The organism is Modestobacter sp. SYSU DS0657 (assembly GCF_054050925.1).
This window is the reverse complement of the sequence record NZ_JBJHAG010000002.1, coordinates 80,173-105,312: the sequence shown is the minus strand read 5'-3', so window position 1 is coordinate 105,312 and position 25,140 is coordinate 80,173. Positions and strand designations below refer to the sequence as shown.

General features: G+C 74.5%; 22 protein-coding genes. 10 read left to right on the top strand and 12 right to left on the bottom strand.

Annotated elements, in window-relative coordinates:
• The first annotated feature begins 40 nt into the window (after nucleotides 1-40).
• On the top strand, nucleotides 41-214 hold the full coding sequence (locus ACI79A_RS02000) for a DUF1059 domain-containing protein (protein ID WP_457079384.1): 174 nt from the start codon (nucleotides 41-43) through the stop codon (nucleotides 212-214).
• 91 nt (nucleotides 215-305) lie between these two features.
• On the opposite strand, the gene ACI79A_RS01995 is transcribed toward ACI79A_RS02000, so the two are convergent.
• Nucleotides 306-1,229, bottom strand: a complete 924-nt coding sequence (locus tag ACI79A_RS01995) for an aldo/keto reductase (protein WP_457079382.1) — start codon at nucleotides 1,227-1,229, stop codon at nucleotides 306-308.
• Nucleotides 1,230-1,614: 385 nt separating this feature from the next.
• Here ACI79A_RS01995 and ACI79A_RS01990 point away from each other — a divergent pair, with 385 nt between their 5' ends.
• Together ACI79A_RS01990 and ACI79A_RS01985 are read left to right on the top strand one after the other, a co-directional pair.
• Nucleotides 1,615-1,902, top strand: a complete 288-nt coding sequence (locus tag ACI79A_RS01990; RefSeq protein WP_457079380.1) for an HU family DNA-binding protein — start codon at nucleotides 1,615-1,617, stop codon at nucleotides 1,900-1,902.
• Between the two features lie 121 nt (nucleotides 1,903-2,023).
• Nucleotides 2,024-2,989, top strand: coding sequence for an acetamidase/formamidase family protein (locus ACI79A_RS01985; protein ID WP_457079378.1), 966 nt, complete (start codon nucleotides 2,024-2,026; stop codon nucleotides 2,987-2,989).
• A 93-nt stretch (nucleotides 2,990-3,082) separates the two neighbouring features.
• Here ACI79A_RS01985 and ACI79A_RS01980 read toward each other — a convergent pair whose 3' ends face one another.
• Nucleotides 3,083-3,631, bottom strand: coding sequence for a DinB family protein (locus tag ACI79A_RS01980; protein ID WP_457079376.1), 549 nt, complete (start codon nucleotides 3,629-3,631; stop codon nucleotides 3,083-3,085).
• A gap of 19 nt (nucleotides 3,632-3,650) precedes the next feature.
• A complete protein-coding gene (gene glsA / locus ACI79A_RS01975) occupies nucleotides 3,651-4,583 on the bottom strand; it encodes a glutaminase A (protein WP_457079374.1) in 933 nt (310 codons plus the stop codon).
• A gap of 48 nt (nucleotides 4,584-4,631) precedes the next feature.
• On the opposite strand from glsA, the gene folP reads away from it, so the two are divergent.
• The 6 genes from folP to ACI79A_RS01945 all read left to right on the top strand — a co-directional run bounded on the left by folP (nucleotide 4,632) and on the right by ACI79A_RS01945 (nucleotide 11,202).
• On the top strand, nucleotides 4,632-5,492 hold the full coding sequence (folP, locus tag ACI79A_RS01970; protein WP_457079371.1) for a dihydropteroate synthase: 861 nt from the start codon (nucleotides 4,632-4,634) through the stop codon (nucleotides 5,490-5,492).
• Between the two features lie 126 nt (nucleotides 5,493-5,618).
• Complete coding sequence (locus tag ACI79A_RS01965; protein WP_457079369.1) at nucleotides 5,619-6,047, top strand: PaaI family thioesterase; 429 nt, start codon at nucleotides 5,619-5,621, stop codon at nucleotides 6,045-6,047.
• Nucleotides 6,048-6,131: 84 nt separating this feature from the next.
• Nucleotides 6,132-7,727: a 4-coumarate--CoA ligase family protein gene (locus ACI79A_RS01960; protein ID WP_457079367.1), complete on the top strand. Its 1,596-nt coding sequence runs from the start codon at nucleotides 6,132-6,134 to the stop codon at nucleotides 7,725-7,727.
• A gap of 227 nt (nucleotides 7,728-7,954) precedes the next feature.
• Nucleotides 7,955-9,445: an ABC transporter permease gene (locus ACI79A_RS01955; RefSeq protein WP_457079365.1), complete on the top strand. Its 1,491-nt coding sequence runs from the start codon at nucleotides 7,955-7,957 to the stop codon at nucleotides 9,443-9,445.
• A 29-nt stretch (nucleotides 9,446-9,474) separates the two neighbouring features.
• The gene (locus ACI79A_RS01950; RefSeq protein WP_457079363.1) at nucleotides 9,475-10,164 is read left to right on the top strand and encodes an ABC transporter ATP-binding protein; all 690 of its coding nucleotides are present in this window, start codon (nucleotides 9,475-9,477) and stop codon (nucleotides 10,162-10,164) included.
• 45 nt (nucleotides 10,165-10,209) lie between these two features.
• Complete coding sequence (locus ACI79A_RS01945) at nucleotides 10,210-11,202, top strand: NAD(P)H-quinone oxidoreductase (protein WP_457079360.1); 993 nt, start codon at nucleotides 10,210-10,212, stop codon at nucleotides 11,200-11,202.
• A gap of 6 nt (nucleotides 11,203-11,208) precedes the next feature.
• On the opposite strand, the gene ACI79A_RS01940 is transcribed toward ACI79A_RS01945, so the two are convergent.
• The 3 genes from ACI79A_RS01940 to ACI79A_RS01930 form a co-directional block, all read right to left on the bottom strand.
• On the bottom strand, nucleotides 11,209-13,275 hold the full coding sequence (locus ACI79A_RS01940; protein ID WP_457079358.1) for a SpoIIE family protein phosphatase: 2,067 nt from the start codon (nucleotides 13,273-13,275) through the stop codon (nucleotides 11,209-11,211).
• A gap of 17 nt (nucleotides 13,276-13,292) precedes the next feature.
• Nucleotides 13,293-14,456: an acyl-CoA dehydrogenase family protein gene (locus tag ACI79A_RS01935; protein WP_457079356.1), complete on the bottom strand. Its 1,164-nt coding sequence runs from the start codon at nucleotides 14,454-14,456 to the stop codon at nucleotides 13,293-13,295.
• Nucleotides 14,457-14,532: 76 nt separating this feature from the next.
• Entirely contained in the window at nucleotides 14,533-15,750 is a 1,218-nt protein-coding gene (locus tag ACI79A_RS01930) for a cysteine desulfurase-like protein (protein WP_457079354.1), read from the bottom strand.
• Between the two features lie 87 nt (nucleotides 15,751-15,837).
• Between ACI79A_RS01930 and ACI79A_RS01925 the strand changes: the two genes are divergently transcribed.
• A complete protein-coding gene (locus ACI79A_RS01925; protein WP_457079352.1) occupies nucleotides 15,838-16,377 on the top strand; it encodes a bacterial proteasome activator family protein in 540 nt (179 codons plus the stop codon).
• Between the two features lie 163 nt (nucleotides 16,378-16,540).
• Here the strand turns inward: ACI79A_RS01925 and ACI79A_RS01920 are convergent, their stop codons facing one another.
• The 6 genes from ACI79A_RS01920 to serS all read right to left on the bottom strand — a co-directional run bounded on the left by ACI79A_RS01920 (nucleotide 16,541) and on the right by serS (nucleotide 25,040).
• A complete protein-coding gene (locus tag ACI79A_RS01920; protein WP_457079350.1) occupies nucleotides 16,541-18,109 on the bottom strand; it encodes a methyl-accepting chemotaxis protein in 1,569 nt (522 codons plus the stop codon).
• 236 nt (nucleotides 18,110-18,345) lie between these two features.
• Nucleotides 18,346-19,977, bottom strand: coding sequence for a methyl-accepting chemotaxis protein (locus ACI79A_RS01915; protein ID WP_457079348.1), 1,632 nt, complete (start codon nucleotides 19,975-19,977; stop codon nucleotides 18,346-18,348).
• 221 nt (nucleotides 19,978-20,198) lie between these two features.
• Entirely contained in the window at nucleotides 20,199-21,830 is a 1,632-nt protein-coding gene (locus ACI79A_RS01910; RefSeq protein WP_457079346.1) for a methyl-accepting chemotaxis protein, read from the bottom strand.
• 159 nt (nucleotides 21,831-21,989) lie between these two features.
• Nucleotides 21,990-22,796, bottom strand: a complete 807-nt coding sequence (locus ACI79A_RS01905) for an HAD family hydrolase (protein ID WP_457079343.1) — start codon at nucleotides 22,794-22,796, stop codon at nucleotides 21,990-21,992.
• Nucleotides 22,789-23,742 (bottom strand): HAD family hydrolase, encoded by a 954-nt coding sequence (locus tag ACI79A_RS01900; protein ID WP_457079341.1) that lies wholly within the window; start codon nucleotides 23,740-23,742, stop codon nucleotides 22,789-22,791. The genes ACI79A_RS01905 and ACI79A_RS01900 overlap by 8 nt, the downstream gene beginning before the upstream one ends.
• Nucleotides 23,739-25,040, bottom strand: coding sequence for a serine--tRNA ligase (gene serS, locus ACI79A_RS01895; protein WP_457079339.1), 1,302 nt, complete (start codon nucleotides 25,038-25,040; stop codon nucleotides 23,739-23,741). Before serS ends, ACI79A_RS01900 begins: the two co-directional genes overlap by 4 nt.
• Between the last annotated feature and the right edge of the window lie 100 nt (nucleotides 25,041-25,140).

Here is a 25,140-nt window from a genome sequence, read left to right as displayed (position 1 = left end):
TCACCCGACGTCCGGTCCACCGAGCCTCGAGGAGAGATCCGTGAAGGCCTTCGCCTGCGGGGACGTCGTCCCCGGCTGCACCGCCCGCTTCACCGCCCCGGACGAGGACGCCGTCCTCTCCCAGGTCGCCGCGCACGCGACCGCCGACCACGGCCTGGGCAGCGTGCCGCCGGAGCTGGTCGCCCAGGTCCGCGCGCACATCGTCGCGGCATAGCAACGGCAGGTGCTCACGCCACGCGCCCAGCCGAAGGCCCGTCCAGAGGCTCGCCCCGAGCTCGCGAGGGGTGAGGAGGACGGGGTCTTTCTCAGGCGCTCGCGTCGGTGAGCAGCTGCCGCTGCTCGTCGGTGAGGACCAGATCCAGCATCGGGAGCAGGTCGGCCAGCTGCTCGACGCTGCGGCCGCTGGCGATCGGCGCGGTCACCGTGGGCTGGTCGGCGAGCCAGCGCAGCGCGACCGCGGCGCTGGTCACGCCGTAGGCGTCGGCGACCTGCTGGAGGGCGGCGAGCACCCGGTCGCCCTTCTCCCCCACGTACTGCGCCGCGCCCTTGGCCCGCGGGGAGTCGATGCTCTCCCCCGCCCGGTACTTGCCGGTGAGGAACCCGCGGGCCAGCCCGAAGTAGGGCAGGACGCCCAGCTGGTGCTCGGCGGCGACGGCCTGCAGCTCGTCCTCGTAGACCGCGCGCTCCATCAGGTTGTAGTGCGGCTGGAGCGCCACGTACCGGGTGATGCCGAGCTCGTCGGAGGTACGCAGCGCCTCGGTCAGCCGCGCCGCGGAGTAGTTCGACGCCGCGACGTACCGCACCTTGCCGGCCTGCACCAGCTCGTCGAAGGCCCGCAGCGTCTCCTCCAGCGGGGTGCTCTCGTCGTCGTAGTGGGCGTAGTAGAGGTCGATGTGGTCGGTCTGCAGGAGCTGCAGCGACCGGTCGCAGGCCGCCCGGATCTCCCCCGCCGACAGCGGGTGCTCCTTCTCCCCCGGGCTGGCCTTGGTGGCCACCACCATCCGGTCGCGCATGCCGCGCTCGGCCATCCAGTTGCCCAGGATGGTCTCGGAGACGCCGTTGCCGTACATCTCCGCGGTGTCGACGAACGGCGACTGGGTGCTGGGGACGGCGTCGGCGAACCGGTCGAGCAGGGCGAAGGACGTCGGCTCGTCGGCGGTCCACCCGAAGACGTTGCCGCCCAGGCAGAGGTCGCTGACGTTCAGGTCGGTCCCGGGGAGCTGTGGCATGGCGTCCACGCTAGTTGAAGGACCCTCCTGCCCCCCGTCGCTCGCAGGCTCGCACCGGGCCCCTGCAGGAGAGCCGATGGTGCCGCGCTGGACTCGGCGTGATCAACTGCGTGACGAAAGTGACCTGCGGGTAGAAAGGCCCGGGAATCCGGACCCATCGCTCGCCAACACCCAGGTCGGCATGGCAACGTGCCGCCCGTTGCTGGTCGACGACGGGGTCGGCCAGATCCGCCCACCGGGCACCCGTCACACCGACGGCGAGCCCGGTGGAGGCCCCGGCGTCCGCCAGGACGCCCGGGGGCCGCACCCGGTCCGACCGGGCGCGACGACCACGGCGGCCCGCCCGAGGGCCGGGCCGCCGATCACGACACCGAGAGGAACCCGCATGAACAAGGCCGAACTCGTCTCCGCCATCGCCAAGCGCGCCGACGTCCCCGCCAGCACCGTCGACTCCGTGATCAACGGTCTCCAGGAGGAGCTCGTCGACGCCATCACCCGCGGCGACAAGGTGGCCGTCCCCGGCCTGCTGACCGTCGAGCGCGCGCAGCGCTCCGCGCGCACCGGGCGCAACCCGCAGACCGGCGAGTCCATCGAGATCGCCGCTGCCAACACCGTCAAGGTGACCGCCGGCTCGAACCTGAAGAAGGCCGCCGCCGCCGTCCCGGTCGAGTAAGACCCTGACTGGCCCCCCACGACGCGCTCCGCGCGCCGCGGGACCCTGCAGCCAGGCCGATCTGCGCCCCCGTTCCGCTCCCGCGGACGGGGGCGCAGGCGTGCCCGGCCAGGATGGGGGCATGGCGCCGAACCACGTCCTGCTGCCCGACGAGCGCACGCTGCACGGCTCCTGGGATCCGGCCCGGCCCCCGGTGCTGACCGTCGACCCGGGTTCCTCCGTGCGCCTGGGCACCCTGGACTCCGGCTGGTCGACCGGCCCCTACACCGGCCCGGACACCGGCCCGGACGTCATGGCGGGCCTCGCCGCCCGCCCCCGGCACCCCGCGCACGACCCGGCGTCCGGGCACGCGCTCACCGGTCCGATCGCCGTGCGCGGTGCCGAACCCGGGCAGGTGCTCAGCATCCGCATCGACGACGTCGTCCCCGGGCCGTTCGGCACCACCTACGTCGGGCTGCGGTCCACCGCGCTCAACGAGTGGCTCGGCGTGACCGCGGCCCCCGCCGTCCACCGGTGGACCCTCGACGCCACCGCCGGGGTCGGGCGCAACCAGGCCGGGCACTCGGTCGCGCTGCGGCCGTTCCCCGGGGTGGTCGGCGTGCCCCCGGCCGAGCCGGGCCGGCACTCGACGATCCCGCCGTACTGGCACGGCGGGAACCTGGACTGCCGCGAGCTGGTCGCCGGCTCCACGCTGTACCTGCCGGTGACCGTGCCCGGCGGGCTGCTCTCGGTCGGCGACGGGCACGCCGCGCAGGGCGACGGTGAGGTCGCCGGGACGGCGATCGAGTGCCCGCTGGAGCGCATCGACCTGACCCTCGACGTGCTGCCGGACCTGTTCGGCCGGGCGCTCACCACGCCGGTCGCGCGGACCCCCGCGGGCTGGGTGACCATGGGCGTCGCCGACGACCTGGACGAGGCGATGGCGGTGGCGCTGGACGCGATGCTCGACGTCATGGCAGCGGTGCACGGCATCGGCCGCTCCGACGCCCTCGCGCTGGCCAGCGCGGTGGTCGACCTGCGGGTCACCCAGGTGGTGAACCAGGTGGTCGGCGTGCACGCCGTCCTCCCCTGGGGCGCGGTGCGCTGAACCTCGGGATCAGGTGACCTGATCGTGCGTGCTCCTGGCTGACGTCCGGAGGTGAGCCAGGAGCACGCACAGTGAGCCAGGACGCCCGGGCGGCTAGTCGCCGGTGGCGCCGTCGATGCGCTCACGGAGGAGGTCGGCGTGGCCGTTGTGCCGGGCGTACTCCTCGATCATGTGCAGGTACACCCAGCGCAGCGACACCTGCTCGCGGGTCCGCCGGGTGCGCCCACGGCTGAGCGCGTCCAGCGAACGCCACGCGGCAGCCACCGCCCGGCTCACCTCCACCTCGGCGGTGAACGCGGCCAGCTCCGCGGGGACGGCGGCCACCGGGTCGTCGCCGTCGCGGCCGACCCCGTCGAAGTCGCCGTCCTCGTCGCCCGGGGCGCAGTACACGTCCCCGGCGTCCTCGCCGTCGATGACCCGCCGGAACCACGCGCGCTCGACCTCGGTCATGTGCCGCAGGAGGCCGCGCAGGCTCATGCTCGACGGCGGCACCGACCGCTCGCCGAGCTGCTCGGGGGTGAGGCCCGCGCACTTGTGCAGCAGCGTGGCCCGGTGGAACTCCAGCCAGGCGTCCAGGGCGGCGCGCTCGCCGTCGGTGTAGGGCGGGTCGATGCGGTCGGGCGCGGCGGGGAACTCGTTCACCGTGCCAGTCTGCCCGGCGCTACAGCAGGGACAGCCCCAGCCGCTCGCTGAGCAGGTGCAGCGCCGCCCGGCCGGCCCGGGAGTTGCCCGCGGCGTCCAGCGGCGGGGACCAGGCGCAGACCCCGAACCGGTCCGGCACCACCCCCATCACCGCGCCGGCCACCCCGCTCTTGCACGGGAAGCCCACGTCGTAGGCGAACTGACCGGCCGCGTCGTAGGTGCCGCACGTCAGCATCACCGCGTTGACCCGCCGGGAGAGCGGATCGGTGAGAACCCGGTCGCCGGTCCGCGGGTCGACCCCGTCGTGGGCCAGGAACCGCGCGGCGCGGGCGAGCTGCCGGGTGGTCACGGTCAGCGCGCACAGCTGGGCGTAGGCGTCCACCACCTCGGCCACCGGGTGGGTGAAGTTGTCGAACGAGCTCATCAGGTGGCCCATGGCCGCGTTCATCTGCGCGCCGGCGCGCTCCTCGGCCAGCACCTCGGGATCGGGCTCGATCCGTTCACCGACGAGGTCGGCCAGCAGGTCGGTGACCTCGGCCACCGCCGCCTCGGGCGAACCGGTGGCGTCCACCAGCACGTCGCAGACGACGAGGGCCCCGGCGTTGATGAAGGGGTTTCGGGGCACGCCGTGCTCGCGTTCGAGCTGGACGAGCGAGTCGTAGGGATCCCCCGACGGCTCCCGGCCGATCCGCCGGAACACGTCCTCGCCGACCAGGCGGAGCGCCGCGGTCAGCGTGAACACCTTGACCACGCTCTGCACCGGGAAATCGACGTCGGCCTCACCGGCGACGTGCTCGGTGCCGTCGAGCTCGCACAGCGCCAGGGCGAACCGGTCGGGTCCGGCCCCGGGCTGGGCGACCTCGTCGTCCTCGGCGAGCGGGCGGGCCTCGGCAGCCACCTGGTCCAGGGCGTCGGTGAGGTCGTCGGGCACGTCGGTGGGGGTGCTGGACACCCCTGCACGTTGCCACGGCCCGCCCGAGCGGGCTGGTTGAGTGGGTCCATGCTGCGCATCGGTGGCCTCGACGTGCCGGACGGCGGGCTCGTCGTGATGGCGATCGTCAACCGCACCCCCGACTCCTTCTACGACCGCGGCTCCACCTACGAGCTGGACGCCGCGCTGGCCCGGGTCGAGCGGGTGGTGGCCGAGGGTGCGGACATGGTCGACGTCGGCGGGGTGAAGGCCGCCCCGGGCGCGGAGGTCCCGCCCGAGGAGGAGGTCCGGCGCACGGTCGACCTGGTCGCCGCGATCCGGGCCGCCCACCCGCGGCTGCCGATCTCGATCGACACCTACCGCGCCGAGGTGGCCCGCGAGGCGCTCGCGGCCGGCGCCGACGTCGTCAACGACGCCTGGGGCGGGGTCGACCCGGAGCTGGCCGTGGTCGCAGCCGAGGCCGGCGCCGGGATCGTCTGCACGCACGCCGGCGGGCTGCCGCCGCGCACCCGCCCGCACCGGGTCGTCTACGACGACGTGATGGCCGACGTCGTCGCCCGGACGACGGCGCTGGCCGAGGCGGCGGTGGCGGCGGGGGTGGACCGCGAGCGGGTGCTGGTCGACCCGGGGCACGACTTCGGCAAGAACACCCGGCACTCGCTCGCGGCGACCCGGCGGCTCGACGAGCTGGTCGCGACCGGCTGGCCGGTGCTGGTGGCGCTGTCGAACAAGGACTTCGTCGGGGAGACCCTCGACGTGCCGGTCGAGCAGCGGCTGACCGGCACGCTCGCGGCGACGGCGGTGAGCGCCTGGCTGGGCGCCCGGGTCTTCCGCGCGCACGACGTCGCCGCGACCCGGCAGACGCTGGACATGGTGGCCTCGATCAAGGGCGACCGGCCGCCGGCGCACAGCATCCGCGGCCTGGTGTGAGCCCGGGCGGCGTCGTCCTGGCTCACCCCGCGTGCTCCTGGCTCACCTCCTGCCGTGAGCCAGGAGCACGCATGATCAGGTCACCTGATCCCGGGCCGACCCCGCCGGGTGGATAGGTTCGCCGGCATGGCCGCCACCGGGTTCCACACCGCCGCCGAGCTCAACGACCTGCTGCCGGGCACGCTGCCCGGGCTGCTCGGCATCGTCATCGACGACCACGAGCCCGGCCGGCTCGCCGCGCACCTCGCCGTCCGGCCCGACCTGCTCGCGCCCAACGGCTTCCTGCACGCGGCGAGCGTGGTGGCGCTGGCCGACACCGCCTGCGGGCTGGCCACCCGGGCGCTGCTGCCCGAGGGCGCGAGCGGGTTCACCACGATCGAGCTGAAGAGCAACCACCTGGGCACCGCGCGCGAGGGGCGGATCGAGGTGGTCGCCACCAACGCGCACGCCGGGCGGACGACGCAGGTGTGGGACGCCGTGGTGACCGCGCCGGCCACCGGGAGGACGATCGCGCTGTTCCGGTGCACCCAGTCGGTGCTGTGGCCGCGAGGCTGAGCGCTACCCGCGGGTAACCCGGTATGTGACTCGGGACACGCCGGATGTGAGACTGACGCCACACCCCGAGTCGAGGAGGACCCCGTGGCGCTGAGCAGTCGTTACCCGGACGTCGAGATCCCCGAGCTGTCCGTGCCGGAGTTCGTGCTGGCCGGCACCGCCGAGCGCCGGGAGTCCCCGGCCCTGGTCGACGGCCTCTCCGGCGAGACGATCACCCACGGCGAGCTGACCTTCTACGTCCAGCGTATGGCCGCCGCGCTCGCCGCCCGCGGGCTGCGCAAGGGCGACGTCGTCGCCGTGTTCAGCCCGAACACCATCTGGTACCCGGTGGTCTTCCACGGCATCGCCGCGGCCGGCTGCGTGGTCTCCCCGGTCAACGCCCTGTACACCCCCGACGAGATCGCCTTCCAGCTGAAGGACTCCGGCGCGAAGGTGCTGATCACCATCTCCGCGTTCCTCGACCGGGCGCAGGCCGCGGTGGCGCAGGCGCCGGTCGACGAGGTGGTGGTGATGGACGGCGCCGAGGGGCACGCGTCGCTGCGCGACCTGCTCACCACCGACGCGCCCGCCACCGAGGTGCAGATCGACCCGGCCACCGACCTGGTCACGCTGCCCTACTCCAGCGGCACCACCGGGCTGCCCAAGGGCGTCATGCTCACCCACCGCAACCTGGTGGCCAACGTGACCCAGTCGCGCCCGCTGGCCGGGGTCGACGAGGGCAACGAGCGGATCATCGCCGTCCTGCCGTTCTTCCACATCTACGGCCTGACCGTGCTGATGAACCAGGGCCTGCAGTGGGGCGGCACCGTGGTCACCCTCCCCCGGTTCGACCTGGAGCAGTTCCTGCGGACCATCCAGGACCAGCGGATCACCCGCGCCTTCGTCGCCCCGCCGATCGTGCTGGCGCTGGCCAAGCACCCGCTGGTCGACTCCTTCGACCTCTCCTCGCTGCGCAGCATCACCTCCGGCGCGGCCCCGCTGGACGAGGCCCTCGCCCAGGCGGCCCAGGACCGGCTGCGCAAGGGTGCCCCGGACGGCGTCAGCGTCGGGCAGGGCTACGGGATGACCGAGCTGTCCCCGGTCTCGCACACCACCCCCGAGCCCGGGCTGGAGCCCGCGGGCGCCGGGCCCACCCCGAAGGGCACCGTGGGGTACGCGCTGCCCAACACCGAGTGCCGGCTGGTCGACCCGGCCACCGGCGAGGACTGCGCCCCCGGGGAACGCGGCGAGCTGTGGGTGCGCGGCCCGCAGGTGATGGCCGGTTACCTGAACAACCCGCAGGCCACCGCGGACACCTTGGACGCCGAGGGCTGGCTGCACACCGGCGACGTGGCGATCGTCGACGACGAGGGCCGGTACACCGTCGTCGACCGGGTCAAGGAGCTGATCAAGTACAAGGGCTACCAGGTGGCGCCCGCCGAGCTGGAGGCCGTGCTGCTGGGCCACCCGGAGGTCACCGACGCCGCGGTCATCGGGGTGCTGGAGCGGGAAAGCGGCGACGAGCTGCCCAAGGCGTTCGTCGTCCGGGCACCCGGCTCGGCGCTGACCGAGGACGACGTCGTCGCGTTCGTCGCCGAGCGGGTGGCGCCCCACAAGAAGGTCCGGATGGTCGAGTTCATCGAGCAGGTGCCCAAGTCGATGGCCGGCAAGATCCTGCGCAAGGACCTCAAGGCGCGCTGACGCGGCTCCCCACCCCGGCGGGCAGCCCGGGGCGGGAGCAGAGGTGACACAGCCCACCCATGCTCCCGCCCCTCACAGCCCAGCCCGCAGCGCGTTCACAGGTCCTCCTCAGGCCCGGCCGGACGATGACGTGCGGAACACATCCCGCACCCGTCGACCGGACCGGTCGGCGGGCATCACCCTGCCCGCCCCAGCTCCCACGAGCCGGCGGGAGCTGGAGGACGAGCATGCTCCTGACCTACGTGCGCCGCGAACTGAGAGGGCGGTTGCGGCAGACCGTCATCGTGGCCGTGGGCCTCGCCCTGGCCATCGCCCTCGTCCTCGTCGTGAACGCCGCCTCCGCGGGCGTCCGGAACGCCCAGGACACCGTCCTGGAGTCCGTCTACGGCGTCGGCACCGACATCAAGGTCACCCAGGCCGCCGAGCCGGGAGCCGGCGGCGGCCGCGGGCAGTTCTCCTTCGGTGCCGACGACGGCACCACCAGCGACGACGGGTCGACCACCGTCGCCACCGATCAGCTGAACATCGCCCGGGGCACCACGGCCATGAGCAGCGACGTCGTGAGCACCATCTCGGCCGCGGACGGCGTCTCCGACGTGACCGCCACTCTCATGCTGACCGACCAGACCTTCAGCGGCGAGCTCCCCGACGCGGGCTCCGCTCCGGCGGGCCCGCCGACCGGCGGTGGCGAGGGCGGCGACGGCTTCCGCGGCGGCAACTTCAACGTCAGCAGCTTCGGCGTCGAGGGCATCACCCCCGGCGCCACCGCGCTCGGCCCGCTGGCGGGCGCCGCCGTCGCCGACGGTCGCGGCTTCACCACCGCCGACGTGGGTGCGGATGTGGCGCTCATCTCGCAGAGCCACGCCGACAGCGCGGGGCTGTCCGTCGGCAGCACGATCACCCTGACCGGGACCGCCGTCACCGTGGTGGGCATCCTGGCCAGCGACGACTCGGCCACCACGCTGTCCGACGTGTACCTGCCGATCGACGTGGCACAGGAGCTGTCCGGGCTGACCGACCAGATCACCACCGTGTACGTGCAGGCCACCAGCGCCGACACCGTCGACACCGCCGCCGCCGCGATCACCGCCGCGCTGCCCGACGCCACCGTCACCACCCAGTCCGACCTGGCCTCCGGCGTCACCGGTTCGCTGTCCTCTGCGTCGTCGCTGGTGCAGAACCTGGGCAAGTGGCTGTCGATCGCGGTGCTGGCCGCCGCCTTCGGCCTCGCGGTGCTGTTCACCATCTCCGGCGTCACGCGCCGCACCCGTGACTTCGGCACCCTGAAGGCGCTGGGCTGGAGCAACGGCCGGATCGTCCGGCAGGTGGGCACCGAGTCCCTCCTGCAGGGCCTCATCGGCGGCGTCGCCGGCCTGATCATCGGCGTCGGCGGGATCCTCGCCCTCAACGCGGCCGGGATCAGCCTGTCCGGCACGACCGGTGGCGGCACGGCGACGGCAGCGCCCGGAGCAGGGGCCGGGGGCCCCGTAGCCGGGACCGGGGGGCCCGGAGCCGGCGCGTTCGGCGGCAACATCCCCGGCGGGCTCGGCCAGGCGGCGAGCAGCACCGTCGAGACGGTCCTGCACGCGCCTATCAACGTGGCCTTCATCGCCACCGGGGTCGGGATCGCCCTGATCGGCGGCCTGCTCGCCGGGGTGATCGGTGGCTGGCGCGCTGCCCGCCTGCGCCCCGCCGCGGCCCTGCGCAGCCTCGACTGACCACCCCCGACAGACAGGAAGACACCGCCGTGTACACGCTCACCGACGTCAGCAAGACCTACCGGAACGGCAAGAAGGAGGTCGAGGCGCTCTCACACGTCTCGCTGACCATCCCCGACGGGCAGATGGTCGCCATCCAGGGCCCCACCGGCGGCGGCAAGTCGACGCTGCTGCAGATGCTGGGGGCGCTCGACCGGCCCACCTCGGGCTCGGTACTGCTCGGCACCGATGACCTGGCAGCGGTTTCCAACCAGCGGCTGACCCAGCTCCGGGCCCGGGAGATCGGCATCGTGTTCCAGTCGTTCAACCTCATCCCGACGCTCACCGCTCAGCAGAACGTGGAGACCGCGCTCGTCCCGCTCGGCGTGAAGGGGCGGGAGCGGGCCGAGCGGGCGGCCGCGGCGCTGGATTCCGTGGGTCTGGCCGAGCGCAGTGGCCACCTGCCTGCGGAGCTCTCCGGTGGTCAGCAGCAGCGCGTGGCGATCGCCCGGGCACTGGTCCGCCAGCCGAAGGTGCTGCTGGCCGACGAGCCCACCGGCAACCTGGACGAAGCCACCCGTGACGAGATCGTGGCGCTGCTGGAGCAGATGTGGCGCGACCAGGGGCTCACGCTCATCATGGTCACCCACGACTCGTGGGTCGCGCGCCGCGCGCAACGGCGGCTGCGGATCGCCCGCGGCAAGGTCACCGACTCGGGGGTGCAGACCCCGGCCGCCTGACGCCGCGCGTGGTCCCGGGCCTGCCGCGCGCCTAGGGTCGGGGGCATGCGCGCGGTGACGATCAGCCAGCCCGGCGGCCCCGACGTGCTCGGCTGGGGCGAGGTGCCCGACCCGGTGTGCGGGCCGGGTGAGGTGGTCGTCGACGTCGTCGCGACCGCGGTCAACCGGGCCGACCTGATGCAGCGGCAGGGCTTCTACCCGCCCCCGCCGGGCGCCAGCGAGGTGCTCGGCCTGGAGTGCAGCGGCGTCATCAGCGAGGTCGGGGACGGCGTCGAGGGCTGGTCGGTCGGCGACGAGGTGTGCGCGCTGCTGGCCGGCGGCGGCTACGCCGAGCGGGTGGCCGTCCCGGCCGGGCAACTGCTGCCCCGGCCCGCGGGTGTGGAGCTGGCCAGTGCGGCGGCGCTGCCGGAGGTCACCTGCACGGTCTGGTCGAACGTCTTCCTGCTCGCCGGGCTGCGCGCCGGCGACGTCTTCCTGGTGCACGGCGGCTCCAGCGGCATCGGCACCATGGCGATCCAGCTGGCGGTGCGCGCCGGTGCCAGGGTGGCCACCACCGCCGGCAGCGAGCAGAAGCTCGCCGTCTGCCGGGAGCTCGGCGCCGAGATCGCGATCGACTACCGGAACGAGGACTTCGTCGAGCGGGTGCGGGCAGCCACCGGGGGGCACGGCGCCGACGTCGTGCTGGACAACATGGGCGCCGCCTACCTGGCCCGCAACGTCGACGTCCTCGCCGACGGCGGCCGGCTGGTGGTGATCGGGATGCAGGGCGGCCGGAAGGCCGAGCTGGACCTGAGCCGGCTGCTCGCCAAGCGGGGCAGCGTGCACGCCACCGCGCTGCGCTCCCGGCCGTCCACCGGCCGTGGCGGCAAGGCGGAGATCGTCGCGGCCGTGCGGCACGACGTGTGGCCCGACGTCGAACGCGGCGTGGTCCGCCCGGTCATCGACCGCCGGCTGCCGATGTCCCGCGCCGCGGAGGCGCACGCCCTGCTGGAGGAGAGCTCGCACATCGGCAAGGTGCTGCTGCTCCCGGACGCCTGAGCGCGGTCACGCCTCCGGGGAGCGGCCACCCACCGTGGGCCGGACGGCGACGAGCGCGACGTCGTCCGCTCCCGGCTGCGGGACCATCCTGGTCAGCAGCCGGTCGCAGAACCGGTCCAGGTCGGCCTCCGCGCACTCCTCGACGGTGGCCAGCAGCCGATCGGTCCCCTCGTCCAGCGACTCCCCCCGCCGCTCGACCAGCCCGTCGGTGTAGAGCAGCAGCGTGGCGCCGGCCGGCAGCGTGGTCCGCTCCGACGACCGTGGCGCCCCGGCGTCCACGCCCAGCAGCAGGTCGGCCCGGCCGCTTCCGGGGGTGAGCAGCCGGGCTCGCCCCGAGGGCTCCAGCAGCACCGGTGGGGGGTGCCCGGCGTTGGACCACTGCACCTGCAGCCCCGCGGCGTCGTCCCGTTCGGGGGTGCCCAGCTGGGCGACGACGGCGGTGGCGATCGTCTCGAGCTCCAGGCCCTCGATCGCCTGGTCGACGGCGGTGAGCACCGAGCCGGGTGAGTCGGCGCCACCGTGGCCGATGCCCCGCACGAGCCCGCGCAGCTGCCCCATGGCCGCCGCGGCCCGCGTGTCGTGCCCCGCCACGTCACCGATGACCACCAGCAGGTCACCGTTGCGGCGGCGGAACGCGTCGTACCAGTCACCACCCACCTGGGCCTGCTGGGCGGCCGCCAGGTAGCGGACGGCGATGTCGGCGAAGGACGTCTCCGGCGGTGCGGTGAGCAGGCTCCGCTGCAGCTCGGTGGCGACGTGCCGCTGGCCGGCGTAGAGCAGGGCGTTGTCCAGCGCCACCCCGGCCCGACGGCCGATCTCCTCCGCGAGCTCCAGCTCGGGCGCTCCCAGCTGGTCCCCGCCCGGGGCGTCGACCAGCAGGATGGAGCCGAGGGGCCGCTCCCGGCCGGTGATCGGGACGGCCACCGCACTCCCCATGCCCAGCTGGGTCACCAGGGCGCGCAGTTCGGGGTCGGCCACCTGGCCGGCCAGCTCCTCGGGGGTGATGCGGGGCAGCAGGACCCGCTCCCCCGCCGCGGCCCGCCGGCTGGGCTCGGTGAAGCAGTGGCGCGCTTCCTTCAGCTCCTCCGCCGCCCGGGCCACCGGCGCGAGCGCGGGGTCGCGGTGCCGCATGGCGACGTTGTGCAGCTGGCCGTGCCCGTCGAGGACCTGGATGCTGATCCAGTCGGCGAGCCCGGGGACGAGGGCCTGCGCCAGCCGGGTCAGCGGCTCGGTGACGTCCAGCGGGCCCATCAGCGACTCGGAGACGCGAGCCAGCAGCTGCACGTGCCCGGCGAGCCGGTCGCGGTCGCGCTCCGCCGTCCGCTGCGCCGTCACATCGGTGGCGAACACCAGCACCACCGGCCGGCCGGTGTCGGTCTGGGTGGTCGCCGAGCTCAGCTCGAGCACCCGGCCGGCGATGCCGATGTGCGCCGGCCCCTGCTGCCCGCCGACCGCGGAGAAGGCCGCCTGGGTGCCCGGGGCCACCTCGTCGATGGGGCGCCCCAGCACCGCCGGCCCGAGGCCGAGGAGGTCCTCGGCCTGACGGTTCCAGCCCAGCAGCTCACCCGTCGGCTCGGCCACCAGGACCGGGATCGGGACGTGCTCCAGCAGGGCCCCGACCGCGGTCACCCCCGGCGTCCCCGCCCGGTCGGGCGGCCCGGGCTGCCGCGTGATCGCCGCGAGCACCCCGGCGTGCCGGCGCCCCTCCCGGCGGGCCGTGCGCAGTTCGTGCACCCGTGCGGGCAGGTCCGGGTCGTCCACGCCGGCGACGAGCAGGTCCAGGGGCACCTCGGGGGTGAAGGCGGCCTGGCGGCGCACCGCCACCGGGTCCACCGCCAGGACGGCGATCCCGGCACCCGGCGCCAGGCGGTGCGCGCGCTGGGCCAGGAGCACCGCCGCCGTGGCCCGCGTACCCAGCACCACGAGGTCGACCGGGGCCTCGGCGGGGCCGAGGGCGTCCGGCAGGTCGACGGCGGACACCTGCTCCAGGCCCGGAACGCCCCCGAGCCGCGCCAGGTCCTGCGGCGTGCCGTCGACGAGGACGCAACGACCCGGGCCGGGGGGCGCGCTCACCCGCCCAGGAGCGGCGCTCACTCGCCCAGGAGCGGCAGGCCGAGCACCGCCCGGCCGGTCCAGGTGCGCAGGATGTCCGTCGTCGGGCTCATCACGTCCGCCGCCCGGGCGTCCCGCAGGTGCCGCTCCAGCGGAGAGCGGTCCCGGTAGCCGATCCCACCGACCAGCGTCATCGCCTCGTTGGTCACCTGCACCGCGCACTGGGCGACCTCGGCCTTGGCCGCGGCGAGGCCGGGCAGGGCGGCCGCGCCCCCGGCGTCGGCCTCCTCGGCGGCCCAGTGCACCAGCCGGCGGGTGCGCTCGACCTGGGCCCACAGGACCCCCAGCCGGTGCTGCAGGAGCGGCTCCGCAGCGAGCCGGCGGCCGGTGTGCGCGTGCGCCCGTCGGCCCAGGTGTGCCACCGCCTCGTCGAGCGAGGCCTGGGCGACCCCCAGGTAGGAGCCCGCCATCGCCATCAGGAAGTAGGGGGCGACGACCTCGAAGACGTACCAGAGCTGGTCGCCCTCGGCGCCGAGGAGGTGGTCGACGCCGAGGCGGACCCCCGCCAGGCGAGCCCGCCGGGAGGAGTTGCCCCGCATGCCGATGCCGTCCCACCGGTCGGTCCAGGTCAGGCCGGCGGTGTCCCCGGGCACGAGGACGCAGGAGAACTGCCCCACCGGCGCCTCCGGGTCGGCGGCGACCGTGCTGACCACGTAGGAATCGGCCTGCCCGCCGTTGGTCACGAACGACTTCTCGCCGTCGAGCTGCAGCTCCGCCCCGCTCCGCGTCATGCGGGTCTGCGGCAGCCAGAAGTGCGCACCGGTGCCGGGCTCCGACAGCGCCAGCGTCGTGAGGTGCTCCCCGGCGACGATGGCGTCGAGGAATCCCTCGCGCTGCCGCGGCGACGGCTTCGCCGCGATCACCGCAGTCCCCACGCAGTGCATCCCGAAGCACAGGGCCGTCGAGGCGCAGACCCGGCCGACCGCCTCGCAGACCGCGACGACCCCGCGCAGGCCGAGCCCGGACCCACCCATCGGCCGTGCGGCCGCGAGACCCCCGAGACCGGCGGCCTGCAGGGCCCGCAGCGCCTCGGCGGGCCACACCCCGGAGTCGGTCCGCTCGACCAGCGGGCCGGCGACGGTCCCGGCCACCTCGGTGGCCCGGGCGATGGCCTCGGCGATGCTCACCGGGGCCGCTGTCATGAGCTAGAGCATAGGCACTGCCGCCCTGGTCACCCGATCGGCACAGGAGCCCCTGCCGGGAGGTCCGACGGACCCCTCAGCCCAGCTCGTCGATGCACTCGACCAGCCGCTCGACCTCCTCGGCCGTGTTGTAGTGCATCAACCCCAGGCGGACGGCGCCCCCGGCCTCGTTGACCCCGATCGCGTCGAACAGCTCGCGGGCGAAGAAGTCGCCGTCCCAGGCGCAGATGCCGCGGCGGGCCAGCTCACCGGCGACCTGCCGCGGGCGCATGCCGGAGACGGTGAACGACAGCGTCGGGGTGCGCGGCCACGGCTCCCCGAGCACGTAGACGTGCGCCATCCGCCGCAGCGCGGTGTCCAGCCGGTCGAACAGCTCACCCTCGTAGCGGCCGACGGCGGCCATCGCGGTGGCCAGCCGCTGGCGGCGCGTCCCGGTCGCCTCCGGGCAGAGCGCGGCGAAGTGGTCGACGGCGGCCGCGACGCCGGCGTACAGCTCGAACGGCGGGGTACCCGGCTCGAACCGCTCCGGCACCCGGTCCGACGCCGGCAGCAGCTTGTCCGGCCACAGCTCCTCCCACAACCCGGGGTGGGCCACGACGGCGCCCACGTGCGGGCCGCACCACTTGTAGGCCGACAGGGCGAGGAAGTCCGCGCCGAGCTGCTCGACGTCCAGCGGCAGGTGCGGAGCCGCGTGCGCCGCGTCGACGTACACCAGCGCGCCCACCTGGTGCGCGCGGCGGGCGATCGCGGCGACGTCCGGGCAGGTGCCGATGGCGTTGCTGGCCGCGGTGACCGCCACCAGCCGGGTGCGGTTGGTCAGCAGCTCGTCGTACTGCCAGTCCGGCAGCTCCCCGGTCTCGATGTCGACCTCGGCCCAGCGCACCACCAGCCCGAGCCGGTCGGCCACCTGGAGCCACGGCCGGACGTTGGCGTCGTGGTCCAGCCGGCTCACCACGATCTCGTCCCCGGCGCGCCAGTGCTTGGCCAGCGCCCGGGCGACCGCGTAGGTCAGCGAGGTGGCGTTCGGGCCCAGCACCACCCCGCCCGCGACGCCGCCCACCAGGTCGGCGACGGCCGAGCGCGCGCCGGAGACCAGCTGCTCGGCCCGCGCCGAGGAGGGGAACACCCCGCCCCGGTCGGCGATCGGCACCCGCATCGCCTGGGAGACCGCGCGGACCACGCTCTCCGGCACCAGCGTGCCGCCCGGGCCGTCGGCGTGCACGAAGCCGTCGGACAGGCCCGGGAACAGGCCCCGGACGCGGGCGACGTCCAGCCGCCCGGCACCCGATGACATGCCCGGAGCCTATGCGGGCGGAGGTGGCGGCGGTCACCTCGGGCGGCCCCGGGCACACGGCTCCCGGCCGCGGGGCAGGATGGGGCCATGACTGCTCCTGGCACCGGTGAACCCCACCCCCAGCAGGTCCTCGTCGTGGGTCCCGACGGTCAGCCGGTCGGCGCGATGCCGATGCCGCAGGACGGCGGCGACGACGGCGCCCCCGGCGTCGGCGACCTGGTCGAGCAGCCGGCCAAGGTTATGCGGATCGGCACGATGATCAAGCAGCTGCTGGAGGAGGTCCGGGCCGCGCCTCTGGACGACGCCAGCCGCAACCGGCTCCGCGACATCCACGCCTCCTCCATCCGCGAGCTCGAGCAGGGCCTCGCGCCCGAGCTGCGGGAGGAGCTGGAGCGGATCACGCTGCCCTTCAGCGAGGGCGAGACGCCGTCCGACGCCGAGCTGCGGATCGCCCAGGCCCAGCTGGTCGGCTGGCTGGAGGGCGTCTTCCACGGCATCCAGACCGCGCTGTTCGCCCAGCAGATGGCCGCCCGCGCCCAGCTGGAGGAGATGCGCCGCAAGGCGCTGCCCGGCGGCGCCGGGCAGCCCGGCCACGAGCCGCGGCACGGCGGCGGGCAGTACCTCTAGTCGGCCTACCGGCCTCCACCGCGGCCAGGAGCCGTGCCCGGCTGCCGTTGAGCCGTTGCCGGTGAGGTGGGCAGGGACCCTCCGGGCCCCGTGCCCACCTCACCGAGCACGCTCCGCGTGCGCTGTCCGCCCCCCAGCTCCCGCTCGGGTACGGCGCCTCCGCTCAGAGGGTGAAGCGGTGGACGGCGGCCTGGAGCTCGTCGCTCATCCGGGCGAGCTCGGCGGCCGACCGCTGGGTCTCGTCGACCCGCTGGTTGGTCTCCGCCGTGCCTGCCGCCAGGCCCGAGATCGCCGAGGCGATGCTCTGCGAGCTGCTCGCCGCCTCGCCCACGTTGCGGTTCATCTCGTTCGTCGTCGCCGTCTGCTCCTCCACCGCGGCGGCGATGGTGGCCTGGAAGTCGTTGATCTGCGCGATCACCGCGCTGATCTCGCCGATCGCACCGACCGCGCCCGAGGTGTCGGACTGGATGGCCTCCACCCGCCGCGCGATGTCCTCCGTCGCCCGCGCGGTCTCCTGCGCCAGCTCCTTGACCTCGGTGGCCACCACGGCGAAGCCCTTGCCCAGCTCCCCGGCCCGCGCGGCCTCGATCGTGGCGTTCAGCGCCAGCAGGTTGGTCTGCTCCGCGATCCCGGTGATCACCTTGATCACGTTGCCGATCTCCTGGAAGGAGTCGCCCAGCTTGCCGACCATCCGGTTGGTCTCCTCGGCGACGCCGACCGCCTGGTTGGCGACCCGGCTGGCCTCGCTGGCGTTCTGGCTGATCTCCCGGATCGCCGCCTCCATCTGCTGCGAGCCCGTCGACACGGTGTCCACGCTGGCGGCGACCTCGCCGGCCGAGGCCACCACGACGTCGGCCTGGCCGGCCGCGGTGCGGGCGTTCTCCGCCATCGCGCCGGCGCTGGCGTTCAGCTGCTGGGAGGCCGCGGCCAGCTGGCCGGCCGAGTCGTTCACCAGCCGCAGCACACCGCCCAGGGAGTCCAGGGTGCGGTCCAGCGACGCGGCGACCGCACCGATCTCCGCACCACCGGTCTCGCCGGCGCGGACGCTGAGGTCGCCCGCGGCGACCTTGTCCAGGACCTCGCGGACCCGCTGCACCGGGCGCATCACCGAGCGCACCACCAGCAGCGCCAGCACGAAGGAGACGACCAGCCCGACGCCGACGATGAGCAGGGTCAGGGTGCGCGCGGAGGTGTAGGCGTCCCGCGCCTCGGCGGCGGTCCCCTCGGCGGTGTCGGCGGCGGCCGCGGTGGCCGCCACGAGCGACTCGGAGATGGCGGTCTCCGCGTCGTCCATCTGGGCGATCAGCGTCAGCGTCTGCTGCGGGGTGCGGGTGCCCTGCCCCGCGGTGAGCTGCTGCAGCATCCCGAGGTAGCTCTGGGTGGCCGTGGCGAACTCCTCGTAGGCCGTCCGGGCCTCGGGCGACAGCGGGAGGTCGGCGGCGGCGGCGAGGTGGTCGGTGAGCGCCGCGGAGCTCTCCTGCGCCGCCTGCGCGTAGGCGGCCCGGGTCTCGGCGGGCAGCGCGGTGAGCTGGGCGCGGGCGGTGCCGGCGGAGAACTGCCACCAGTCGACCTGCAGCTGACGCAGCTCGTCGAGCGGGACGGCGCCCTCGGCGTAGACCTCCTCGGCCTTCTCGCTGAGCACCGACATCCGCTGGATGCCGAACAGGCCGACCGACACGGTGGCCAGCGCCACCAGCGCCAGGGCGAGGATGAGCCGCCCGCGCAGGCCCACGCGGGCGAGGAGATCGCTTCCGCGTCCCCGTACGCCGCTGTCCGGAACCGAGTCGCCCACCGCAGTCATGTCCTGCCCTCTCCGCCGGCGGGACCGTCCCGACCAGCGCTCTCGCACCCCCTATCGGCAGGTCAGCGGACCGGTTGAGCGCAACCGGTCCGGCGCGAGCGAGGTCTCACCCGAACGCGGGAGGGCCCGCCCGGCACACGCCGGACGGGCCCTCCGCACGCCGCTGCTCAGACGGTGAAGCGCCGGACGGCGGCCTGCAGCTCGTCGCTCATCCGGGCCAGCTCCTCCGCCGAGCGCTGCGCCTCCTCGACCCGCTGGTTGGTCTCCGCGGTGCCCGCGGCCAGCCCGGTGATCGCCGAGGCGATGCTCTGCGAGGACGACGCCGCCTCGGACACGTTGCGGTTCATCTCGTTGGTCGTGGCGGTCTGCTCCTCCACGGCCGCGGCGATCGTCGCCTGGAAGTCGTTGATCTCCCCGATGACCGAGCTGATCTGCCCGATCGCGTCCACCGCACCAGCGGTGTCGGCCTGGATCGCCTCCACCCGGCGGGCGATGTCCTCGGTCGCCCGCGCGGTCTCCTGCGCCAGCTCCTTCACCTCGTTGGCGACGACGGCGAAGCCCTTGCCCGCCTCACCGGCACGCGCCGCCTCGATCGTGGCGTTCAGCGCCAGCAGGTTCGTCTGCTCCGCGATCGAGGTGATCGTCTTCACCACGTTGCCGATCTCCTGCGACGAGTCACCCAGCTTCCCGACCGTCCGGGTCGTGGTCTCCGCCACGCCCACCGCCTGGTTCGCCACCCGCGATGCCTCGCTCGCGTTCTGGCTGATCTCCCGGATCGCCGACTCCATCTGCTGCGAACCCGTCGACACCGTGTCCACGCTCGAGGCCACCTCACCGGCGGAGGCGACGACGACGTCGGCCTGACCCGCCGCCGTCCGCGCGTTCGCCGACATCGCCTCCGCACCCGCCGTCAGCTGCTGCGACGCCGCACCCAGCCGGCTGGCCGAGTCGCTCACCAGCGACAGCACCCCACCGAGGGACTCCAGCGTGCGGTCCAGCGACCGGGCGACCTCACCGATCTCCGCGCCGCCGGTCTCCCCGGCGCGCACGCTCAGGTCGCCCTCGGCGACGCGGTCGAGCACCTCGCGCACCCGCTGCACGGGGCGGGTGATGGAGCGCACCAGCAGCAGCGACAGCAGCACCGACACCGCGATGCCGGCGGCGACCACGACGACGGTCAGCGCGCGGGCGGCCTCGTAGGCGTCCTGGGCCTCCTGGGCCGTCGCCGCGGCGACGGCGCTCTGCGCGTCGGTCGCGGTGGTGATCGCCTCGATGGCGGTCACCTCCAGCTCCTGCTGCTGCGGGACGATCGCCATGATCAGCTCGAGGTCGCCGACGTTGGCCAGGATCTGCGCCTGGTTCTCGAAGAAGCCGAGGGCGGCGTCCCGGAACTGCTCGAACGACGCCCGCACCGGAGCGCTCAGCGCACCGGTGTCCACCGCCTCGAGCGCCTCGGTGATCCGGCCCTGCGCCTCGGTGGCCGCCTCGCCGTTCTGGGCGAGGACCTCGTCCGGGAGGTTCTCCATCGCCGAGCGGGCGGAGTAGGCCTGCTGCTCCCACCACAGCGACTCCAGGTCGTCCAGCTGCTCCAGCGGGCGGGTGCCGCTGTCGTAGACCTCCTGGGCCTGGTGGCTCAGGGTGCCCATCCGGTGGATCCCGATGACGCCCACGGTGAGGGTGGCCAGGGCGACGACGAGGATCGCGGCGAGCAGCCGGCCCCGCAGCCCCACCCGGCCGAGCCCCGCGAGCGGTCCGGCACCCCCCGGCTCGGGGACGGTGCTGTGCGTGTCGACGTCCATGGATCTCTCCCTCGTGGTGGCTGCGGTGGTGGTGCGGACGACCTGGCTGCCCCTGGGATCGGTTCCACCGGGGGAACTGTTGAGTGCGGCGCGGCTGTCTTCCGCCGTCCGGAACACGAAAGACGGCGGGGCCTGCCGGGTGCTCCCGGCAGGCCCCGCTGTGGCCACCTCGCAGGGCCCGGCCGCGAGCTGGCGCGCGGTGGGGGCGAGGTGGTCGCTGCTCAGACGGTGAACCGGTTGACCGCGGCCTGCAGCTCGTCGCTCATCCGGGACAGCTCCTCCGCCGAGCGCTGCGCCTCCTCGACCCGCTTGTTGGTCTCCGCGGTGCCCGCGGCCAGCCCGGTGATCGCCGAGGCGATGCTCTGCGAGGACGACGCCGCCTCGGAGACGTTGCGGTTCATCTCGTTGGTCGTGGCGGTCTGCTCCTCCACGGCCGCGGCGATCGTCGCCTGGAAGTCGTTGATCTGCGCGATCACGGTGGAGATCTCCCCGATCGCGTCCACCGCACCAGCGGTGTCGCCCTGGATCGCCTGCACCCGGCGGGCGATGTCCTCGGTCGCCCGCGCGGTCTCCTGCGCCAGCTCCTTCACCTCGTTGGCGACGACGGCGAAGCCCTTGCCCGCCTCACCGGCACGCGCCGCCTCGATCGTGGCGTTCAGCGCCAGCAGGTTCGTCTGCTCCGCGATCGAGGTGATCGTCTTCACCACGTTGCCGATCTCCTGCGACGAGTCACCCAGCTTCCCGACCGTCCGGGTCGTGGTCTCCGCGACGCCGACCGCCTGCCCCGCGACCCGCGCCGCCTCGGTCGCGCTCTGCGCGATCTCCCGGATCGCCGACTCCATCTGCTGCGAACCCGTCGACACCGTGTCCACGCTCGAGGCCACCTCGCCGGCGGAGGCGACGACGACGTCGGCCTGACCCGCCGCCGTCCGCGCGTTCGCCGACATCGCCGCCGCACCCGCCGTCAGCTGCTGCGACGCCGCACCCAGGCGCGACGCCGAGTCGCTCACCAGGGTGAGCACCCCGCCCAGGGCGTCCAGGGTGGTGTCCAGCGAGCGGGCGACGTCGCCCAGCTCGGCGCCGCCGACGTTCCCGGCCCGCACCCGCAGGTCGCCGGCGGCGACCCGCTCGAGGGTCTCGCGGATCCGCTGCACCGGGCGGGTGACGCTGCGGGCCATCAGGACGGCGAGCGCGACGGAGACCAGGAGGCCGATTGCGACGCCGATGATCGTGAGTGAGCGTGCGCTGGCGTAGGCGTCGCGGGCCTCCTGCACGGTGGCCGAGGTGGCGGCGATCTGCGCGTCGCTGGCGGCGGTGAGCGCGTCGACGGCGTTCGTCTCGGCCTCGATCAGCGTGGGCAGCACGGACAACGGGTCACCACCGGCGGCACCGATCTCGGCCATCTGGGCGCTGGTGTCGTCGTAGAGCTGGATCGCGGTCTGGAAGTCCTGGAACGCGACCTCGGTGGCCGGCCGGAGGGCGACCTCGTCGAGGCCGGCGCGGAGCTCGTCCAGCGTCGCGCGGATGGCGACGGTCTGCTCCTGCAGACCGGCCACGAGGTCCGGCGCGAGGCCCGGGCTCATGCCCCGGGAGATGGTCGCCTGGTACTGCCAGTAGCTGGAGCGCAGCAGCAGGATGTCGCGCAGCGGGACCGCGCCGTCCTCGTAGACCGCCTCGGCCTGGTCGCTCAGCTCCCCCATGCGCGTCACGCCGAGCGTGCCGACCGCGAGCGTGGCCAGCGTGACCAGCAGGAAGGCCGCGAGCAGCCGGGCGCGCAGGCCCGTGCGCTGGACGAGACCCGGCCGTCGGTCCGGGTCGGTGGGCGTGGCCTGGTGGGCCCGAGCGTCGGTCATGGCGTACCTCTCCTGCGATGGACGCACCCTGGGCGCCCTTGTCAGCCGGAGATCGGCAGTGCACGACCTGTCCTGCAGCACAGCGCAGATGCGAAACCAGGAAGTCCGCTGGATCGGGTGACATCGTTCCCACGGAGGGCCGACGCGGCCGGTCCCACCTCAGCTGCGCAGGGTGGCCAGGAAGGCCGCGACCCCGTCCGCGTCGTTGGCGACGGTCACATCGGTGGCGACGGCCAGCACGTCGGGGTGCGCGTGGGCCATCGCCACCGCCCGGCCACCGCCGTCCCGCACCCACTCGAAGGCGGCGATGTCGTTGGGCATGTCACCGAAGTAGACGACGTCGGCCGGGGACACCCCGCGCTCGGCGGCGAGCCGGGCGAGACCGGTCGCCTTCGTCACGCCGGCCGCCGAGATCTCGGCCATCGCGTCGGAGGAGGAGGTGGTCACCGTGGCGGTGTCCCCCACCACCTCGGCGACCAGCGCCACGAACTCGTCGCGGCCGAGCCGCTCGTGCCGGGCGAGCAGCTTGGCCACCGGCTGGGCGACCATCTCCTCCAGGGTCGCGACCGCCACCCCGGGCGCGTCCTTGTCCCAGCGCGGCCGGTAGATCGGCTCGTGCCGGAACTGGTCGCCGTACTCGACGGCGAACCAGGTGTCCGGCTGCCGGCGGCGCAGCTGCGCGGTGACCTCCTGCAGCACCTCCGGCTGCACCGGGTGCTCCTCCAGCACGGTGAACCCGGTCAGGTCGAGCAGCACGGCGCCGTTGCAGCAGATCGCCGTCCCCCCGCCCAGCCGCTCGCGCACCCCGAGCATCCAGCGTGGCGGCCGCCCGGTGGCCAGCACCAGCGGCACCCCCTCGGCGTCCCACCAGCGCAGCTCGGCCAGCGTCGCGTCGCTGATCGTCTCGTCGCTGCGCAGCAGCGTGCCGTCCAGGTCGCTGACGATCAGCTTCGGCCGGTCAGCCACCGGTGCCCTCCAGCTCCAGCAGGGCTTCCAGGTACCGCGCCACCCCGTCGGCCTCGTGGCCGCTGGTCCGGTCGCCGGCGGCGGCGCGGACCAGCGGGTGGGCGTTGGCGACGGCGACCGCCCGGCCGCCCCCGTCCCGCACGGCCTCGATCATCGGCAGGTCGTTGGGCATGTCGCCGAAGACGAGGACGTCGCCGAAGCCGAGCCCCAGGGCGTCCAGCACGACCTGCAGCCCGGTGGCCTTGGTGACCCCGGGGGGCAGCACCTCGATGAACCCGAGGCCGGCGTGGGTGAGCTCGGCGACCGAGGGATCGACGACGCGGCGGGCCAGCTCCACCAGCTGGTCCTCCCCCAGCCGGGGGGAGCGCAGGAACACCTTGAGCACCGCCCCCACGGGCAGCACCTGGTGCCGGGGCAGCAGGTGGGCCGGCTCGGGGTAGGGCCAGTCGAAGCCGTGCTGCACCCGCAGCGGGCGCATCGCCTCGGACTGCTCGGCGGCGTCCTCCACCGCGACGATCAGCTCGCCGGCGACGCCCTCGATCGCCGCGATCACCTCGGTGGCGACCTCGCGGGGCATCCCGACCGTGCGGAGCACCTCGTCGGGGGCGCCGTCCGACCCGAACCGGACGACGTAGCCGCCCTGGGCCAGCACCGCGATCCCCTGCCCGGCGAGGGCGGCGCGGACGCTCTCCAGCAGCCGCGGCCCACGGCCGGTGGCGCCGACCACCGGCAGGCCGGCGGCCCGGCAGGCGGCGATCGCCGCCGCGGTGCGCGGGCTGACCTCCCCGTGCGCACCCAGGAGGGTGCCGTCCAGGTCGCTGACCACCAGCCGGGGCCGCCACGACCCCAGGCGGGCGCCCAGGTCGCCCAGGTCGACCACCTCGCCCGCGGCCGCGGCGGCCGCCGGGGCGGTCAGCCCGCCGCCGTCGGGCCGGCCAGCGCTCACGCGGCGGGGCCGGGGGCGACCGCAGCCAGCGCCATGCCGGGGGTGAGCACCTCGTGGCCACCCAGCCACGGGCGCAGCGCCGCGGGCACGTGCACCGAGCCGTCGGCCCGCTGGTGCACCTCGAGCAGGCAGGCGATGGTGCGGGCGATCGCGCACAGCGTGCCGTTCAGCGTCGCCGCCGGCTGCGGCTTCCCGTCGGCGTCGCGGTGCCGGATCTGCAGCCGGCGGGCCTGGAACGTCGTGCAGTCGGAGGTGCTGGTCAGCTCCCGGTAGGTGCCCTGGGAGGGGAACCACGCCTCGATGTCGAACTTGCGGGCCGCGCTGGTGCCCAGGTCGCCGGCGGCGATGTCGACCACCCGGTACGGCAGCTCGAGGGCCTGGAGGAACTCCTCCTCCCACTGCAGCAGCCGGCGGTGCTCGGCGGCAGCGTCCTCGGGCGCGCAGAAGCTGAACATCTCGACCTTGTCGAACCAGTGCACCCGGATGATGCCGCGGGTGTCCTTGCCGTAGGACCCGGCCTCCCGGCGGAAGCAGGAGGACCACCCGGCGTACCGCTTCGGGCCGGCGGAGAGGTCGAGCACCTCACGCGCGTGCATGCCGGCGATGGCGACCTCGGAGGTGCCGACCAGGTACAGGTCGTCGCGCTCGACCCGGTACACCTCCTCGTCGTGCTCGCCCAGGAAGCCGGTGCCCTCCATCGCCTCCGGCTTGACCAGGGCGGGGGCGACGACGGGGGTGAAGCCGGCCGCGACGGCGCGGGTGATGGCCAGCTGGGCCAGCGCGAACTCCAGCAGCGCGCCGGGGCCGGTGAGGAAGTAGAAGCGGGCGCCGGAGACCTTGGCGCCGCGCTCCATGTCGATGGCGCCGAGCGCCTCCCCGATCTGCAGGTGGTCCTTCACCTCGAAGTCGTAGCTGGGGACCTCGCCGACGGTGCGCAGGGTGACCGCGTCGTCCTCGCCGCCGGGCGGGACGTCGTCGTGCACCAGGTTGGGGATGCGCAGGTGCAGCTCGGTCAGCGCGGCGTCCGCGGCGCGCTCGGCCTCCTCGGCCTCCTTCACCTGCGCGGCCAGCGCCTTGGCCCGCTCCAGGACGGCAGGGCGCTCCTCGGGGGTGGCCTTCTTCACCGCCTGCGAGGCCGCCTTCTGCTCCGCGCGCAGGTCGTCGGCGGCCTTCACCGCGGCCCGGCGGTCGGCGTCAGCGGCCAGCAGCCGGTCGACGAGGGAGTCGTCGGCGCCCCGGGCGCGCTGGCTGGCCTTGACCCGCTCGGGGTCCTCACGCACGAGTCGCAGGTCGATCACAGACGCATGGTAGGTGGCGCCGTCGCCCCGACCCGGTCGGCCGGGGCCCGATCCGGCTGCCGCGCGGGTCGACCCGCCGCACCCGAGGTGGAGCCGTGCC